Annotated in this window: 17 protein-coding genes; 4 read left to right on the forward strand and 13 right to left on the reverse strand. The window is 45.7% G+C overall.

The features are described 5' to 3' along the window. Window positions 1-13: 13 nt before the first annotated feature. From OC193_RS14310 to pilM, 11 genes are all read right to left on the reverse strand, one after another. On the reverse strand, window positions 14-700 hold the full coding sequence (locus OC193_RS14310; RefSeq protein WP_048662995.1) for a phosphoglycolate phosphatase: 687 nt from the start codon (window positions 698-700) through the stop codon (window positions 14-16). A gap of 102 nt (window positions 701-802) precedes the next feature. After that, a complete protein-coding gene (gene rpe, locus OC193_RS14315) occupies window positions 803-1,477 on the reverse strand; it encodes a ribulose-phosphate 3-epimerase (RefSeq protein ID WP_017068835.1) in 675 nt (224 codons plus the stop codon). A 204-nt stretch (window positions 1,478-1,681) separates the two neighbouring features. After that, a complete protein-coding gene (locus OC193_RS14320; protein WP_048662996.1) occupies window positions 1,682-2,527 on the reverse strand; it encodes a Dam family site-specific DNA-(adenine-N6)-methyltransferase in 846 nt (281 codons plus the stop codon). A gap of 69 nt (window positions 2,528-2,596) precedes the next feature. Continuing rightward, on the reverse strand, window positions 2,597-4,114 hold the full coding sequence (locus OC193_RS14325; RefSeq protein WP_048662997.1) for an SPOR domain-containing protein: 1,518 nt from the start codon (window positions 4,112-4,114) through the stop codon (window positions 2,597-2,599). A 79-nt stretch (window positions 4,115-4,193) separates the two neighbouring features. Beyond that, on the reverse strand, window positions 4,194-5,282 hold the full coding sequence (aroB, locus tag OC193_RS14330) for a 3-dehydroquinate synthase (protein ID WP_048662998.1): 1,089 nt from the start codon (window positions 5,280-5,282) through the stop codon (window positions 4,194-4,196). Between the two features lie 25 nt (window positions 5,283-5,307). Further along, window positions 5,308-5,826, reverse strand: coding sequence for a shikimate kinase AroK (aroK, locus tag OC193_RS14335; protein WP_017061125.1), 519 nt, complete (start codon window positions 5,824-5,826; stop codon window positions 5,308-5,310). Window positions 5,827-6,002: 176 nt separating this feature from the next. Beyond that, window positions 6,003-7,697 (reverse strand): type IV pilus secretin PilQ, encoded by a 1,695-nt coding sequence (locus OC193_RS14340; protein ID WP_048662999.1) that lies wholly within the window; start codon window positions 7,695-7,697, stop codon window positions 6,003-6,005. 59 nt (window positions 7,698-7,756) lie between these two features. Then, on the reverse strand, window positions 7,757-8,275 hold the full coding sequence (locus OC193_RS14345; RefSeq protein WP_048663000.1) for a pilus assembly protein PilP: 519 nt from the start codon (window positions 8,273-8,275) through the stop codon (window positions 7,757-7,759). Beyond that, window positions 8,262-8,873 carry a type IV pilus inner membrane component PilO gene (locus tag OC193_RS14350; protein ID WP_048659164.1) on the reverse strand — a complete coding sequence of 204 codons (612 nt, stop codon included), beginning with the start codon at window positions 8,871-8,873 and terminating at the stop codon, window positions 8,262-8,264. The genes OC193_RS14345 and OC193_RS14350 overlap by 14 nt, the downstream gene beginning before the upstream one ends. Further along, entirely contained in the window at window positions 8,866-9,465 is a 600-nt protein-coding gene (locus OC193_RS14355) for a PilN domain-containing protein (RefSeq protein ID WP_048663001.1), read from the reverse strand. The genes OC193_RS14350 and OC193_RS14355 overlap by 8 nt, the downstream gene beginning before the upstream one ends. After that, entirely contained in the window at window positions 9,449-10,474 is a 1,026-nt protein-coding gene (gene pilM, locus OC193_RS14360; RefSeq protein WP_048663002.1) for a type IV pilus assembly protein PilM, read from the reverse strand. The genes OC193_RS14355 and pilM overlap by 17 nt, the downstream gene beginning before the upstream one ends. Window positions 10,475-10,625: 151 nt before the next feature. Between pilM and OC193_RS14365 the strand changes: the two genes are divergently transcribed. Further along, the gene (locus OC193_RS14365; RefSeq protein ID WP_048663003.1) at window positions 10,626-13,187 is read left to right on the forward strand and encodes a penicillin-binding protein 1A; all 2,562 of its coding nucleotides are present in this window, start codon (window positions 10,626-10,628) and stop codon (window positions 13,185-13,187) included. A 111-nt stretch (window positions 13,188-13,298) separates the two neighbouring features. On the opposite strand, the gene oxyR is transcribed toward OC193_RS14365, so the two are convergent. Continuing rightward, window positions 13,299-14,192, reverse strand: coding sequence for a DNA-binding transcriptional regulator OxyR (gene oxyR, locus OC193_RS14370; RefSeq protein ID WP_048663004.1), 894 nt, complete (start codon window positions 14,190-14,192; stop codon window positions 13,299-13,301). Between oxyR and OC193_RS14375 the strand changes: the two genes are divergently transcribed. The 3 genes from OC193_RS14375 to OC193_RS14385 all read left to right on the forward strand — a co-directional run bounded on the left by OC193_RS14375 (window position 14,191) and on the right by OC193_RS14385 (window position 16,898). Next, entirely contained in the window at window positions 14,191-14,370 is a 180-nt protein-coding gene (locus tag OC193_RS14375; RefSeq protein ID WP_080967396.1) for a hypothetical protein, read from the forward strand. The genes oxyR and OC193_RS14375 overlap by 2 nt on opposite strands. Before the next feature lie 44 nt (window positions 14,371-14,414). Continuing rightward, window positions 14,415-15,143, forward strand: a complete 729-nt coding sequence (locus tag OC193_RS14380) for a glutathione peroxidase (protein ID WP_048659171.1) — start codon at window positions 14,415-14,417, stop codon at window positions 15,141-15,143. A gap of 288 nt (window positions 15,144-15,431) precedes the next feature. Beyond that, window positions 15,432-16,898, forward strand: coding sequence for a dihydrolipoyl dehydrogenase (locus OC193_RS14385; RefSeq protein WP_048663005.1), 1,467 nt, complete (start codon window positions 15,432-15,434; stop codon window positions 16,896-16,898). Window positions 16,899-17,153: 255 nt separating this feature from the next. On the opposite strand, the gene OC193_RS14390 is transcribed toward OC193_RS14385, so the two are convergent. Beyond that, window positions 17,154-17,501, reverse strand: a complete 348-nt coding sequence (locus OC193_RS14390; protein ID WP_004729674.1) for a RidA family protein — start codon at window positions 17,499-17,501, stop codon at window positions 17,154-17,156. Between the last annotated feature and the right edge of the window lie 72 nt (window positions 17,502-17,573).

Raw genomic sequence — 17,573 nt, forward strand, 5'->3', positions numbered from 1 at the left:
ACTTTTGTCCGCTTTATGCTGAAACTAGAACGACATCTAGTAATTGAGCAACGTTATCCGCCACATAGTCAGGGTTTGATGCTGAAATTGGCTCACCGTGATTGTAGCCATAAGTCAGACCAAACGAGTGGCAACCCGCATTCTTAGCCGCTTTGATGTCGTTGCTTGAATCACCAACCATCAACATCTCTTCCGCTTTAACGTTGTGCTTTTCTAGCAACCAGTTCAGCGCTACTGGATTCGGTTTTTTCTCTGGGAAAGAGTCGCCGCCTAAAACATCAACAAAGTACTTATCGATACCATGCTGCGCCAGAACGTCGGGTACAAACTTCGATGGTTTGTTGGTCACAAGCGCCATAGTGAAACCCGCATTATGCAGCTCTGCCAGCGTCTCTTTTACTGATGGGTAAAGGTGGCTCAGCTTGTGGCCGCCCTGCTCGTAGAAATCATCAAACAAGATGCGTGCTTTCTTCAGCAGCTCAGGTTCTAGGCTTGGATCAACAGTTAGGTTACGGCTGAGTGAACGCCCGATAAGCACGTCAGCACCATTGCCAACATAGTCGCGAACTTGTTCTTCACTCACTGAAGGGAAACCCAGCTCCTGACAAGCTTGGTCAGCGGCGACAGCTAAATCAGGCACGCTGTCTAACAAGGTTCCATCCAAATCAAAGGCGATCAGTTTTATTGAGCTTAATGACATCTTACTTTCCTATTAATTATATTCGTCTTATGTGTTGAGCGATAAGACGTAAAAAAGGGGCCAATGAGCCCCTTAATATTCAATCTATCTGTAGTTTTACGATTATGCGTTTACTTTTGCAAGCTCTGCACGCATCTCATCAATCACTTCTTTGTAATCCGGTTGGTTGAAGATAGCAGAACCCGCAACGAACATATCTGCACCCGCTTCTGCGATTTCACGGATGTTATCCACCTTCACACCGCCATCAATCTCAAGGCGAATGTCGCGGCCTGACTCATCAATCAGCTTACGAACAGCACGTAGTTTATCTAGCGTGTGAGGAATGAAAGATTGACCGCCGAAGCCAGGGTTCACAGACATTAGTAGAATCATGTCTACTTTGTCCATGATGTAATCTAGGCAAGAAAGCGGTGTTGCAGGGTTAAGAACCACACCCGCTTTACAACCGTGCTCTTTGATGAGCTGTAGAGTGCGATCGATGTGCTCTGAAGCTTCAACGTGGAAGGTAATCATTGATGCGCCCGCTTTTGCAAACTCAGGAACAATACTGTCCACAGGCTTAACCATAAGGTGAACATCGATAGGAGCAGTAATACCGTAGTCGCGCAGCGCTTTACAAATAGGCGCGCCAAAAGTCAGGTTAGGTACGTAGTGGTTGTCCATCACATCGAAGTGCACAACATCAGCACCAGCTGCGAGTACTTTTTCTACGTCTTCACCAAGACGAGCAAAATCTGCAGACAAAATCGATGGAGCGATTAGAAAATCTTTCATACCAAACCTCTTAAGAGTGAGTAAATTACGAATGTCACCGTCTTAGTGATATCTCATACACAAATACAAGACTCAAGCCCAAGACTATTTGGTGTGCAATTCTACCTAAGCACCTAAGCAGATCCTAGCAGTTCGAAAGATTAGTTTAAGAAAGTATCCGTTGGTCACTCAATTTAATGAGTTTGGCGGTTGTTCTGACCAGAACTATTCCGCTGATGTGTGTTGCTGGTTTTTCTCTTTATAGAAAAGCGCCAGCAGCTCATCAACTTTATTACGCCCAGCGCCATTACGGCTGATGGTGCGTTTCACCTTAACCACGTTCAACTCCGCACCATGATATAAGCGACGCGTTAGTGTCGTATCGTGATTTGAAATCAAAACAGGAATACCACGCTCCATTGCTGCTTTTTCAGCAACATCCGCCAATGCAGCTTGGTCATCTAAGCTAAAGCCATTACCTGCGTATGAGGTAAAGTTAGCCGTGTTCGACAACGGTGCGTATGGAGGATCGCAGTAAACCACACAGCCTTTGCGCGCGCGGCTAAAGGTTTCATGGTATCCCTCACAGACGAAGGTGGCCTTTTTCGCTTTCTCGGCAAAAAACTCCAGCTCGGCTTCTGGGAAGTAAGGTTTTTTGTAAGAACCAAATGGGACGTTAAAACCGCCCTTCTTGTTGTAACGACATAGGCCATTAAAGCCAAATCGATTCATATACAAGAAAGCCAACGAACGATACATGACGTTATCTGTACCATTGAACTCAGCGCGAATATCTAAGAAGGCTTCTTTGCGGTTGTTCTCTGGACAGAACCAGCGCTTCGCTTCCGTGATATAAGTTTCAGGATCGGTTTTAAGTAGGTTGTACAGGTTGATAAGATCGGGGTTGATATCTGCAAGCAGGTACTGTTCAAAGTCAGTATTCAGAAATACTGAGCCGGCACCGACAAACGGTTCTACCAATTTACGAGCAGGTGGCAGGTGACGTTGGATGTCTTCAACTAGGCCATATTTACCACCAGCCCATTTTAGAAAGGCACGCTGCTTTTTCATTTACTGCTCTATCTATCAACTCAAAAATAAGGCTGCGGAATGTAACATATTTTGAGGCTAAGCTCAGGGTTATTTCGCACGTTCTATCTCTCGATGCACTTGATTCATCGATTTTGCCCAAGGTTCCAACTGTTGAAGGGGTTTTGATAACGTACTTACCGCGTCTCGCGCCACTTGAATCGTTGGGTAATCTTGATAAGTGATGATAAACCACTTGGTGTCGTTACGAAGTGTTGGGTAAATACGAACCTTGTTCTCAAGGTCATATTCTTCAATGAAGGATTGCACATCCTCCAATGAGGTCATCGCACTCAACTGCAAGGTATACGCGCGCGGCGAGATAGCTTGTAACTCTTCACGAGCAAATGAGAAGGTAATCTTTTTAGTCGGCGGTGTTGAATCAGTTAGATCTGATTCTTCATCAACTGTTGGTTGTGGTTCGGCTTGTGCTGCATCAGGTTGCGCGCTAGCCGCTGCCTCTGTATTTTCCTCAACAGCCGCATCAATCGCGCTGGTATCGGCACTTTCAGGCTTATCATCAAGCAGAGCATCAACCACGTCAGAAGTGATCACAACGCGTTGCTGATCTTGTTCCACTTCCCCAACACTCGCGGTATCTTCAACGACAGTTGGCGGCAAAGATGAGCTATCGTCGTCAGCGCCTTGGTAACTCATGTCAGCTTCGGTTTCAGAATCTACCATTCCGTCGATACCAGCTTGCTCGGTACCACTTTCCACTTCAAAAGTTGGGATAGCTGTCTGTTCAATCGGTGCGATAAGCGACTGCGCTTTATCGTCTGGTGTTGGCTGACTGAACATCCACCAATAGCCGCCACCAATTAAAACCAACAACAAGGCCACCACAATCGCGATATTGATCGGTGAGCCAATAATTGAGCGAATAATAATCCTTTTTTCCACTTTCAATTCTCCTAAAGCCATTAACTCACCGGGCAGAGGTTGCGCTTTACTAAACGCACGTCGCACGCGAGTTTCAGACTCATCATCAACATATCGAATCACCAGTGATTCAAAGAAATGTTCAGCTTCTGGTTGCGAAAGGTCATCGATCTCGAGATCGATAGGCTTGTGTTGTTGACCGTAACTCAAACGCGTTAATAACGTATCTAAGTGGCCAGGTTCCGAGAAGAGAACGATATTGATCGTCCATTGAGGGTTTGATTGAGCTTCTAGTACCAACATCCATAATTCGGATACCAATAGCTCAGAAAGTCGTTGGGCATCATCAACGACGATAACCACATTACACGGCTCTCCATCCAGTAACCTAGTCAGGCTATCTGATAAAGAATCATGTTGATTAAACAGGGGATCAGAAACAATTTGGCTAAGAATAAGCGCGCGGCGTTGTTGATCGTCTTGGCTTGGATGACAAAGCAGTAAACACTGATTTTTTTCAGTCGACCACGCTTCCAGATAACGCTGAGCTAACCAAGAACGGCCCGAGCCAGTTTTACCAGCAACCGTGACTAGGTTTGAACCAAAGTTAGTCAAAAGCTGTAAGCGCTCTAGCAGCTCAACTTGAGATTCTAACTCTAATACTCTTAATTCATGAGCCAAACTCATTGGGGATCCCTACTGATAAGATCGATCAGTAAAACGCTTCAGTTTCCTAGAGTTTAGCTAGGCAACCTCACAACCAAATTTAAAGAGTACGGCAGAAATCGATCGCTTGTTTAATGATGTCTTGAGGCACATCAGCAACCACTTCAGCAGTACCAATACTTGTTGGTAATACCAAACGCAACTGACCAGACAGCACTTTTTTATCGCGCATCATGTGCTTCATAAAGTCTTCAAAAGACATGCTTTCTGGCGTATGGATTGGTAGTTTCGCATTCTTGAGTATAGAAATAATTCGCTCAAGTTGCTGCTGAGAGATCAGCCCCTGTAATTGAGCAGTTTTCGCTGCCATTACAGTGCCTGACGACACAGCTTCACCATGTAGCCAATTACCATAGCCTAGTTCTGCTTCAATCGCATGACCAAATGTATGACCTAGGTTCAATAACGCTCTGATTCCTGACTCTTTTTCATCTAAAGCCACCACTTCAGCCTTAATTGCACAACAACGAGCAATCGCGGTGATCAGTGCCTCTTCATCAAGTTGATAAAGTTTCTCTAGATTCTGCTCCAACCAATCAAAGAAGGCTTCATCGTAAATGATGCCGTATTTGATCACCTCAGCAATGCCAGCTGCAAACTCACGCTCTGGAAGCGTTGATAAACAGTTAGTATCGATGATCACAGATTTCGGTTGGTAAAAAGCGCCGATCATATTCTTACCAAGAGGATGGTTTACTGCGGTTTTACCACCAACAGAAGAGTCCACTTGAGAAAGAAGGGTCGTCGGGATTTGAATGAAATCTATACCGCGCTGGTAACAAGAGGCAGCAAAACCGACCAAGTCACCGATTACACCACCACCTAAAGCAATCACCACCACATCGCGGCTGTAATTTCCTTCAAGCATGTAGCTCATCACTGAATTGAACGTTTCAAGGGTTTTGTACTGTTCACCGTCTGGCAGCTCGAGAAGAGATGTCTGACAGCCTACTTGCTCCAATAGCGATAAAATTTTATCTGCATAAAGAGGCGCTACTGTCACATTACTGATAACAACAACTTTCTGTTTGCCTGATAAAAAAGAAAGGTACGCCGGGTCTTCAAATAACCCGGCGCCAATAGAGATAGGGTAGCTACGCTCAGCTAGATTGACCGTAATCCGTTCCATGGGTTTGCTCTCCGAAAAAATGAACTTAACGTTCTTCTAGCATTTTTACGATCTGGTTGGCTACCACTTTTGCACTTTGGTCGTCAGTACGAACTGTGTAGTCCGCCACTTCTTCGTATAGTGCGTTGCGAGATACAGCTAGATCTTCTAGCACATCACGCGGGTTGTCTGTTTGAAGTAGAGGGCGTTTCTTGTCGCGGTTAGTGCGAGCAAGTTGCTTTTCAATTGTTGTCTCTAGGTATACAACAATGCCTCGTGCAGATAGACGGTTACGGTTTTCTTTGCTCAACACTGAACCACCACCTGTCGCAAGAACAATACCTTGTTCTTCTGTCAGATCATTGATTACAGATTCTTCGCGCTTACGGAAACCTTCTTCGCCCTCAACATCAAAAACCCATGCGATGTCTGCGCCAGTGCGCTCTTCAATCACAGTGTCAGAGTCTAGAAACTCCATATGAAGTTGGGAAGCTAGGTGTCTACCAATTGTACTTTTGCCGGCGCCCATTGGGCCAACAAGAAAAATATTGCGTTTCTCAGCCATGTTTTTAGCAGTAATTTACAACGTTAATTCAATGACATCGCCACAAGGTAGGTCAGTACAAGTACTGAAATTAAAAGGCCCGTGGCACCGATTCCTCACAGATAATTCGTGATAAGACCCGAAATTATCAAGGTTAGGTGCCACTAATGCAACTTTATTTTTAATCTAATTGTTCATTACTGAATCACAACTTTGGGTGTGACAAAAATAAGTAGTTCACTTTTACCCACATTTTCATAGCTGCGACGGAACAATGCACCCAAAACTGGCAGGTCTCCCAACAGAGGAACTTTATCCACCGTGCTGCTTACGCTGTGTTGAAATATCCCGCCAAGAACGACAGTTTCACCATTATTAACAAGCACTTGCGTACCTATTCTTTGCGTGTCAATTGCTACCGCTTCCCCTGTTCCGGTCTTGACCACTTGCCCAGGTCTATCTTGAGTCACGCTCAAATCCAATACCAAACGATTGTCGGGTGTGATCTGCGGCGTCACCTTGAGGCTCAATACCGCTTTCTTAAATGCGACCGACGTTGCACCACTTGAAGAAGACTCTAAGTAAGGGATTTCAGTACCTTGCTCAATATAAGCGGGCTTTTTATTGGTGGTGATTAAGCGTGGGCTAGAAATAATCTCAGCTTTCGACTCTTGTTGAAGTGCCGACAGTTCAAGGTCGAGCAAAGTATCCGACCCAAGCTTGGCGACCTGAAAAGCAATGCTCGATGCATTCGGCGATGTCGCCCCCAAGTTAACGTTGAGGTAGTCATCAATTGCACTGTTGCCACCATCATCGTCATACGGTGTGATTTGTGATGGATGATTACCTTCTATTGAACCACCAACGGTGAAGCTTCCGTTGGTCGAGGAAACACCCCAGCGCACGCCAAGCTCATCAAGATTACCCTCAGTGACGGTCACGATACGCGCCTCTATCTGCACCTGTTTCACGGGAATATCTAAGGATTCAATGATGCCTCGTATCACGGAAATGTTCTCCTCCAACTCACGAATCAATAAAGAGTTAGTGCGCTCATCAATGGTAATCGAACCGCGATCAGACAACATGCTGACCGCACCTTCACCGCCAATCATGTCGGCAATATCGGTGGCCTTAGCAAAGTTAATCTTGATGATTTCCGACTTAAGCTCCCCAAGCTCCTCTTCTAAACGCGATTTTTCTAACGCTTGTTGCTCTCGAAGATCCAACTCAGCTTTCGGCGCAACCAAGATGACATTGCCATCCACGCGCTTATCCAATCCTTTAACTTGCAAGATAATGTCGAGAACTTGCTGCCAAGGTACGCCATCTAAACGTAAAGTGAGGTTTCCGGCGACCGAATCAGATACGACTAAGTTAAAATCGTTATAGTCAGCAATCAGCTGCAGGACATTTCGTACTGGGATGTCTTGGAAGTTAATCGATATCAGCTTGCCCTCTTTCTCTAGAACGCTTTTTTCTTTGGTCACTTCATCGATAACTGGTTTGCTGATCACCACCTCAATAAAACGTCCCTTTAGATTGTATTCATACTGATAGTCATTGCTAATCGTCGCTAGAAGCCGAGTGCTTGGTGTCTCTTTATAGACTTCAATACCTTCAACCAAGGTAGCGAAGTCTTTTACATCTAGTAGGTAAAGCTTGTCATCATCAACCTGAGTATTGATCAACTCGATACTTAACCCTTCCTGAGCACGTTGAACATCCACCACAGCGGTGCTGGTCGCTAGCTCAATGATAATGACGGCGTCTTTATCCTTATTAACCCTAAAATCAATATTCTCTAATTTATTTGGTAAGCTCTCTGCGTAACTAAATACGCTAAAAACCAACATCACAGACACCATCAAGCCTTTCAGCCCTTTGTTCATTAACTCACTTATTCCTTTAATCATATTTACATCTCATATCCACATCATGTGACATTGGTTTACTTCAGAGCCAGCCTAACGTTGCGCTTATGCCAACAACCTAAGCCATCTGGAAGAGTTTCATTAATCTGAACGTACTGGCTGGTCACCTTAGTAACTCGGCCATTGTTTAGGCCGATAAACTGGCCTTTCTTGACGTTTACCACGTTGCCTTTCGGTGTTTGCACTAGCCCAAACACACTTGAACCACTGCCCATTACACCTCTTAAACGAAGCTTACTCAGCGGGTACTTCTCTAACTTTCCGTTACGAGAGCGAGCGCTAGGTTGCCAACAGTCTTTCTTAACCAAAGGCTGGTTTTGCACAATGGCTTCTTTAGGAAGTTCAAAGGGAGGACTAAAGGCTCGGCGCTGATAAGTCGCCGCCGTGAATTCAGTTGCTGGGACAAGTTGCTCGACATCTTTTCTCGCCTTAGTTTCAACCTGTGCCACGAAGTCTGGGAGTGAATCCTGATTTGCTTTGCAGCCTGACAGTGCAAGCAGCAACACGATTGAGTAAAGCGCGCTATTGGGTTTCATCATTGACCTCCGATTTAAACTGGTAGGTATAAGCTCGAACCCTAAAGTGCAGAGTGCTACTTTCTTGGCTAACTCGCTGCCAGTTCACATCATCAAAGCTAATGATGCGCGGCAGCTTAGCGATGGCAGCCGAAAAGTCACCAATCTCATGGTAGTCACCCGTCAGCTCGATATTGAGCGGTAAACGATAGAGAAACTCCTTGTTCTGTTTTTGTCCCCAATCGATTCGAGTAAAGGTCAGCGAATTATCCAAGCCGAGTTCATTCACAGACGCCAACATACTGGCTAGCTCTTTTTGAACAGGCAGCTGCTCTAACAGGTAATCGTAGCGACTGGTTAGTTCATCCAGCTGACTCTGCAATTTAGGCAAGGCTGCAACCTTATTGGCCTTAATTCGCAAGGTCGTCTTTAAGGTTTGTTCTTGTTGCTTCATCTGTTGCAGTTCATCGTCGAGTGGCAACACATAAAGCCAAGTGCCTACACCTTGGATTAACACTATCAACACCAGAATCACGAGAAGCTGAGGCAGCAATGGCCACTCGGTGATCTCATCAACATCGAGATCTTGCAAGCTCATTCTATTTTGAAGGTTAGCCATGATGCGTCTCCTTCTCTTTTCTGCTCGCGGTTGTGTTTTCTAAAGAGACAGGGCTAAACACAAAAGAGACCTTGAAGGTCTGAAATTCTTTATTGAAGCGTTTGCGGTTATGAACGATAGAGTGCATCTCGACCCCTTCCAGGGAATCTGAGCGCTCTAAGTTGTCCAACATAGTCGCAAGACGAGCGGTACTGTCACTGATGCCCGACATCTCAATCTCCTGACCATTCATCTTTATCTTGTCGACATACACGCCCTCAGGAATCAGCTCTGGCATCAGGTTCATGAAGTCGGTGGTTTTGTTGCGGCCAAGCTGCAAAGACTCCACCACATCAAGTCGAGTGAGAATGGCTTTGTGCTCTTGTTCGGCGACTTTTAATGACTGAATTTGTCGGTCGAGCTCAGCGATGTATTGATTAAGATAATTGAGGCGCGCTTGCTGCCTGGCTTGTTGGTCATAAAAGTAGTTACCGACCACCCATTGCCCACCAAGCGCAAACATGACGCCAAGAATAACTAAATGAACAAAACGCTTTTTATGCTGAGCACGAATCTCATCACGCCACGGCAGCAGGTTAATTTGATGCAACATGCTTTTCTCCCTGCCACTTGAGTCCACTCATCGCCATACCCGCGGCAATACCAAAGTGTTGCCAGTCCATTGGCAGTCGACGTCTCTTGGCGACCTTGTTATCAAACAGAGACAAAGGATTCAATGACTCACAGCTCAGCTGAAAATGGCGCTCTAACTCTTCGGTTACCATTGGGATGCTCGCACCCTCACCCATCAGCCAGATCCCAGAGATAGGTTGCTGCGCATTTCCCGATGAATAGAGCTGTAATTGGCGCTTGAGCTTCTCAATCAAATGAACAATGAATTGATGGGTATCTTCAGCCGTGCCGAACACACCTTCTATATCACTTGGGTTATCCGTGCTGCGAAGAGCTTGAGTACCAAAAGCGATGTCTTTATAGAAAGGCGCTGAATTCTGCGGGATAACTCCTAACGACGTTTGGTCGATTCCAACATCCACCAGCAGCCAGTTATTCTTATCGGGATACAAGCGCGAAGCTAATTGCCAGATGTTTAGCAGCCCATGTGCCTGTGTATCTACCACCACAGGTTTAAAACCAGCCTTAGTTAATGCATCCGCTCGGCTATCGACGACTTCCTTACGAGTGGCGTATACCTGATAACTGCTTGTCGAACCTTTACCAAATCGTTTGTCTTCCAGCTTTACAAAATCTAAACTCAGCTCCTCGATAGGAAAGGGAGATTGATGGGCGAAGGTTTGATAGATAGAAAACTCTTTTTCTCTGTCTTCTAACTCACTCTCTATTTGTAGTACTTTGCTGATCACAGTGTTATCAGGTACCGAAATGGCGACGTTGCGACAACCAAAAGGCAGTCCTTTCCTAAGTTCTTTAAGTTTCTTAACAGTTTTCTGATACTCCAAAGTATGGTTAGCTGTAAAAATGTCGTCCGAAATCGGCAGCTCTTTGTATCCCACTAGGGCATACAACTCCCCCACGGGTTTTAGTACCACGGCTTTGATGCTGTGATGATTTATATCTATACCTGTAATTAATGATGAACCCATGTGACCTAGCTCCTGAAGTGCCAAGCATTTCGTTGATTATCTAGGGGTTGTGATTATTAGTTAAATAAGCGTTAATAAACGAAAGCTAAGTTTTTAGCCTAGAGTACAAGGGTTTGCTGCTTATCAGCCTTAACTAATCAGGGATTATCCGGTGAAGTTCATAAAGCGATTATTCATATTTACATTGATTTGCATGATTCTTGGAGTCAGTACAATTTTCGGGTTTTATTATTACGTAAAACCAGAGTTGCCTGATGTTGCCACTTTGCGCGACGTAGAACTCCAAACGCCGATGCAAGTCTTCAGTCAAGACGGTAAGTTGATCTCTCAATTTGGCGAAAAGCGTCGTAACCCGGTGACTTATGACGAGATTCCTCGCCACTTAGTTGAGGCTCTGATTGCCACCGAAGATAGCCGTTTCTATGAGCACCCTGGTATTGACCCAATCGGTATCACACGTGCAGCACTCGTGGTTGCTATGTCGGGTTCAGCAAAACAAGGGGCGAGTACCATTACTCAGCAGCTTGCGCGTAACTTCTTCTTATCTAATGAGAAAAAGATTATGCGTAAGATCAAAGAGATCTTCATTGCGATCCACATTGAGCAACTGCTTAGTAAAGAAGAGATCATGGAGCTTTACGTAAACAAGATCTTCCTTGGTCACCGTTCGTATGGTTTTGGCGCTGCAGCACGTGTTTACTTCGGTAAGGATCTTCCTGATCTAACGCTGAGTGAAATTGCGACACTTGCGGGTATGCCAAAAGCACCTTCGACAATGAATCCTATTTACTCTGTTGAGCGCGCGACTAACCGTCGTAACGTCGTATTGCGTCGTATGTTAGACGAGCAATACATCACTCAAGCAGAGTTCGATGACGCTCGTAGCGAAAAACTTATCTCGAAATACCACGGTGCAGAGATCGAACTGAGCGCGCCGTATGTTGCAGAAGTTGCACGTGCTTGGATGGTGGAACGCTACGGTGAAGAAGCTTATACATCAGGCATGAAGGTCTACACGACTGTTGATTCGAAACTGCAAAAAGCAGCGAACCAAGCCGCAATTAAGAACCTACTTGGCTACGATGAGCGTCATGGCTACCGTGGTGCTGAAAAAGTATTGTGGCAGACTGCGCAATCAGCGTGGGATCAAGAACAAATCGTTAAACACCTTAAGTCTCAACCAACCTATGGTGACCTAGTCCCTGCTGTTGTTACCGCAGTTGATTCGAAAAGTGCGCAAATTTGGGTTAAGAACCAAGGTGAAGGCACAATCGAATGGCAAGGTATGAACTGGGCGCGTAAATTCCTAACGGATAACCGCCAAGGACCAGCGCCTTCTCAAGCAAAAGAGATTCTAGCTGTTGGTGAACAAATCTGGGTTCGCCATGAAGCCGTTACAGGCGATGAAGTCTCTGAAGAGCCGACAGAAGAGTCAGCGACTGCAGAATCAGAAACACCAGTTGTATGGCGACTTAGCCAAGTACCTAATGCGAACACCGCATTTGTTGCAATGAACCCGAACAACGGCGCGGTATTGTCGATGGTGGGTGGCTTTAACTTTGTTCACAACAAGTTCAACCGTGCAACGCAATCTATTCGTCAGGTGGGTTCTGGTATCAAACCATTTATCTACTCAGCAGCGATTGAGAAAGGCTTAACGCTAGCCTCACTGATCAATGATGCCCCGATTAACCAATGGGATAAGAGCCAAGGTACGGCATGGCGACCAAAGAACTCGCCACCGACTTATGTGGGTCCAACTCGTCTACGTATTGGCTTAGCTCAGTCTAAAAACGTAATGGCGGTACGTGTACTACGCGAAGTAGGCCTGGATGATACTCGTAACTACCTTACTCGATTTGGTTTTGATATTGACGAAGTACCGCGCTCTGAAACCATTGCGCTAGGTGCTGGTAGCTTAACGCCAATGAAAGTAGCGCAAGGTTACTCGGTATTCGCTAACGGTGGTTACTACGTTGAACCTTTCTACATCAGCCGCGTTGAGACTCCATTTGGCGAGACTGAGTTTGAAGCGACACCAAAAGTCGTCTGTAAAGAAGATTGCAAACAGACCATCACAGCCGATCCAATGGCGGATGAGTTTGCAGAGCAAGACGTGGATGCGAAAGTTCAATACGCACCTCAAGTTATCTCTGAGCAGAACGCATTCCTAGTTCGTGAAATGATGTACAGCAACATCTGGGGCGGCGGTGATTGGAGTGCAGGTACAGGTTGGAACGGTACAGGTTGGCGTGCACAACCACTGAAACGTCGTGACATTGGCGGCAAAACGGGTACCACCAATGACTCGAAAGATACTTGGTACAGCGGCTACGGCCCTGGCATGGTTGCAACGGTATGGGTTGGTTTTGATAACCACAACCGCAACCTAGGCAGAACCAAAGCGAACTCAAACCTTGGTAAGAACCAAATTACGGGTGCAGAAGCTGGCGCGAAAACAGCAGAACCTGCATGGGTTGATTTCATGGGTACTGCGTTAGCGGGTGTTCCTGCTGAACGTAAAGAGATTCCGGAGAACATCGTTCGTGTTCGTATCGACCGTGAAACTGGCTTATTGACTAATAAGTTCGATAGCTCATCAATGTTCGAGTACTTCGAGAAAGGCACTGAGCCAACCGAGTACATCACAGAACGTTTCAATGACGACATCTACTCAACCTCATCAGGTGAAGCAGTAGAAGAGCTGTTCTAGCTAGGGTTTGTTGAACCTAGTAAGTTGAACCAACAAAAAGGGTTGATATGAATTCACATCAACCCTTTTTTTATATCTATACCTTACCAGCTTGGGCTCTGAGATCGAGTGTTAAGCTGTTTTCGCCAGTTGAGTTCGGATAGTCTCAGCCAATTGCTCGAAACGTCCCTTCAATGGAGAACCCGGACGGTAAGCCACGACAATTCTACGTGAAGGCGTTGGATTCACCGCAGGTACGTAACACACACCATCTTTCTGCTTCTCTTTCGGCACCGATAGCTGAGGAAGCAAGGTAATACCCGCCCCCGCCGCAACCATGTTACGCAGCGTTTCTAAGCTAGTCGCCTTAAAGCGCTCATCATCTTTGGCGCCCGCAGCAAAACAGAAACCCAAGGCTTGGTCTCTTAAACAGTGGCCGTCACCTAGCGCCAGTACGGTCTGTCCATTTAGCTGCAGCATATCGACCGTGTCTTGCTGAGCCCACTCATGGTCACATGGAACGGCAACACTTAATGGCTCGTCATACACATCAATCTCTTTGAACACCGCGGTTTCATCAACTGCAGCCAATACCAAGCAATCGAGCTTGCCATCTTCAAGCTGACTCACTAGCTGATGGGTCTGAGCTTCATGCAAGTAAAGCTCAAGATCTGGGAAGCTCTCTTTAAGATGAGGAACAATCTTAGGCAAGATGTAAGGACCCACGGTTGGAATAAAACCAATGTGCATTGGCCCCGTCATCGCCTCACCGTGGCCACTCGCCATATCTTTAAAAGTTTTCACTTCATTGAGAATACGCTTGGCTTGTTCAACAAGTTGTAACCCTGATTCTGTAAATATCACCTTCCTTGGACTACGCTCGGTTAACTGAAGTCCAATTTCATCTTCCAGCTTGCGTATTTGACCGCTTAGTGTCGGCTGACTGACAAAGCACGCTTCTGCCGCTTTTCGGAAGTGTTTATGCTCTGCGAGCGCCACCAAGTATTCAAAGTCACGAATGTTCATGATCAGTCTCTTACCTCAGGTTTTAATAAGAACAAGGGTTCTAACAAAAACATTTAAAAGAAAAACACTCTTGATAGAATTTACCTATCAAAACCATAACATCAAACGATTAGAGCTATCAAAGGATTTATCTAATAATGGGCTCAACGAAACGAAACAGAGCGAAGAAAAACGTTAAGCTCTGATAGAACAAAATTAAAAATACTATTTAAGGAAATCAATATGTTTGCATCTAAAGAAGGTCAATCAATCCCTCAAGTAACATTCCCAACTCGCCAAGGTGATGCATGGGTTAACGTAACGACTGAAGAGCTATTCAAAGACAAAACAGTTATCGTATTCAGCCTACCAGGCGCGTTTACGCCAACATGTTCTTCAAGCCACCTACCTCGTTACAACGAGCTACACTCTGTATTCAAAGAAAACGGTGTTGATGACATTCTGTGTGTTTCAGTAAACGACACATTCGTAATGAACGCTTGGAAAGCAGACCAAGAAGCAGAAAACATCACATTCATCCCAGATGGTAACGGTGATTTCACAGACGGCATGGGCATGCTAGTTGAGAAAAACGACATCGGCTTCGGCAAACGTTCATGGCGCTACAGCATGCTGGTTAAAAACGGCGTGGTAGAAAAAATGTTCATCGAAGAAGACGTACCAGGCGACCCGTTCAAGGTTTCTGATGCTGATACTATGCTTAACTACCTTGCTCCTGAGCACAAAGAGCAAGAGTCAATCACAGTATTCACTAAGCCAGGTTGTCCTTTCTGTATGAAAGCGAAGCAGAACCTAATCGACAAAGGTCTAAACTACGAAGAAGTCGTTCTAGGTAAAGATGCAACAACAGTAAGCCTACGTGCAATCTCTGGTCGCACTACTGTTCCTCAAGTATTCATCGGTGGTAAACACATCGGTGGCAGCGAAGAACTAGAAGCTTTCCTAGGTTAATCACTTAGTCGCTAGTAAACGCTTAGTAAATAAATAGCAGTAATACCAGCTAACCCACCCTCTTGTGGGTTAGCTATTCCAAACACTCTTATCTGAGTTTTGGAAAAAGAATATAGCCTGTGGCTCGCCTACTTTGAACTAACCTATAGTTAGTAACAAAAAGCAGAACCACAAGCTAAACCTAATAAAACAGAATCACAAAACTGCCCCGTTATCCTGACTCTCAAACAATCACCAGAGTTGGAGGGGTTCGTTCAAACTAAATTCAGCCATTGCGAGAAAATTATTATGAAACAAGTCAATGTAGATGTAGCAGTTATCGGGGGCGGTACGGCAGGTCTAGGTTCTTACCGCACTGCAAAAGCACACACTGACAGTGTCGTGATGATTGAAGGCGGCCCTTACGGTACTACCTGTGCTCGCGTTGGTTGTATGCCATCTAAACTGCTTATTGCAGCTGCAGAAAGCGTACACCAAATCGAGAAAGCTCCGGCTTTTGGCGTTCACCCACAAGGTGATATCGTGATTAACGGCCGTGAAGTGATGGACCGAGTGAAGTTTGAACGTGACCGTTTTGTTGGTTTTGTTTTAGAAGGTGTTGATGAAATCCCAGAGCAAAACAAGATCTCTGGCTACGCAAAATTTTTAGACGACAGTACACTACAAATTGATGACCACACGGTTGTCACCGCTAAACGTATTGTTATCGCAACTGGCTCTCGCCCTGCATACCCTGCCGTTTGGAATGAGCTTGGTGATCGTCTGATCATTAACGATGACGTGTTCAGCTGGGATGATTTACCAGAATCGGTTGCAGTATTTGGCCCTGGTGTTATTGGTCTTGAGCTTGGTCAGTCACTGCATCGCTTAGGTGTGAAGACCAAACTGTTCGGTTTAGGTGGTCAAGTTGGCCCAGTAACCGACCCAGAGATCATGGCTTACGCAGATAAAGCCTTCAATGAAGAGTTCTACCTAGATGCCGACGTGAAAATCGAAAGCATGAAGCGTATTACCACTGAATCGGGTGAGGCTCGCGTCGAAATCCAGTTCATCAATAAGCAAGGTGAACTAGAAACTAACGTCGTTGAGTACGTACTGGCAGCAACGGGGCGTCGTCCCAACACCGACAAACTTGGCCTAGAGAATACCTCTCTAGAACTTGATGAGCGTGGTGTTCCAATCGCTGACCACTACACGCTACAAACATCATTGCCATCAGTATTCATTGCAGGTGATGCAAGCAACCAACTACCTCTGCTACATGAAGCAGCAGACCAAGCCCGCATTGCAGGAGACAACGCTGGTCGCTTCCCTGAGATTCGTGCAGGCCTACGCCGCTCTAAAATCTCAGCGGTATTCTCTGACCCGCAAATCGCGATGGTTGGTGAATCCTACAAAGAGATCACCACCCGCTTAGGCACATGTGGTTGTTTCGCAACGGGTGAAGTGTCGTTCGAGAACCAAGGTCGTTCACGAGTGATGCTACGCAACAAAGGTATTCTGCACGTTTACGGTGAGCAAGGTACAGGCCGCTTCCTTGGTGCTGAGATGATGGGACCAAACGCAGAACACTTAGCTCACTTGTTAGCATGGGCACACCAGAACAAGATGACGGTTTCTGAAATGCTAGACATGCCGTTCTATCACCCAGTAATTGAAGAAGGTGTACGAACAGCGCTGCGTGACCTGAATGCGAAACTGCACTTAGGCCCAGAGATGGTGAAACACTGTCTAGACTGTGGTCCAGGTTGTTAATTTCAAGCCGTTGAAAAACTAGCAGTTTGGTCTATTAACAGAGACTAGATACTAAAAAGGAAAGCCATTGGCTTTCCTTTTTGTTTTTTGGCAACGCACAAATAACAGATTCCCGACTACGTTCCCTCGTCGCTTTCGGGAATGACGTTGATTTATTTAAGCCACTAAACCAAAACTTAAACCGTCATTCCAGAACCGAGGGACGAGGTATCTGGAATCTCTTAAAACCGTTACTTATCGCTAAATGCGAGAGAATTACTTCTCAGCTGCAATCACAGAGATCTCAACTAGCAGTGCTTCGCGAGCCATGTCGCCAGTCACACATGCGCGAGCTGGAGCGTGACCTTCTGGAACCCATGCATCCCATACTGCGTTCATTTCTTGGAAGTCTTTCATGTCTTTCAAGTAAATCGTTGCTGACAGCATGTGCTCTTTGTCGCTGCCTGCTTGCTCAAGTAGCGCTTCTACTTTATCTAGCATGGTCTGTGTTTGTTCAGTGATGTCTTTAGTTGCATCAGCACAAACTTGGCCACATAGGTAGATAGTACCGTTGTGTTTAACAATACGGCTCATGCGTTGCTTGGTTTCTTGGCGCTCAATCATCGATTTTCTCTCTCTATGTCACCGTGATCCAATATCTTGTGACGTGGTATTATCAGAGCAACAAGCATAACG

The organism is Vibrio crassostreae, from assembly GCF_024347415.1.
In the GTDB taxonomy this organism is placed as follows: Bacteria; Pseudomonadota; Gammaproteobacteria; order Enterobacterales; family Vibrionaceae; genus Vibrio; species Vibrio crassostreae.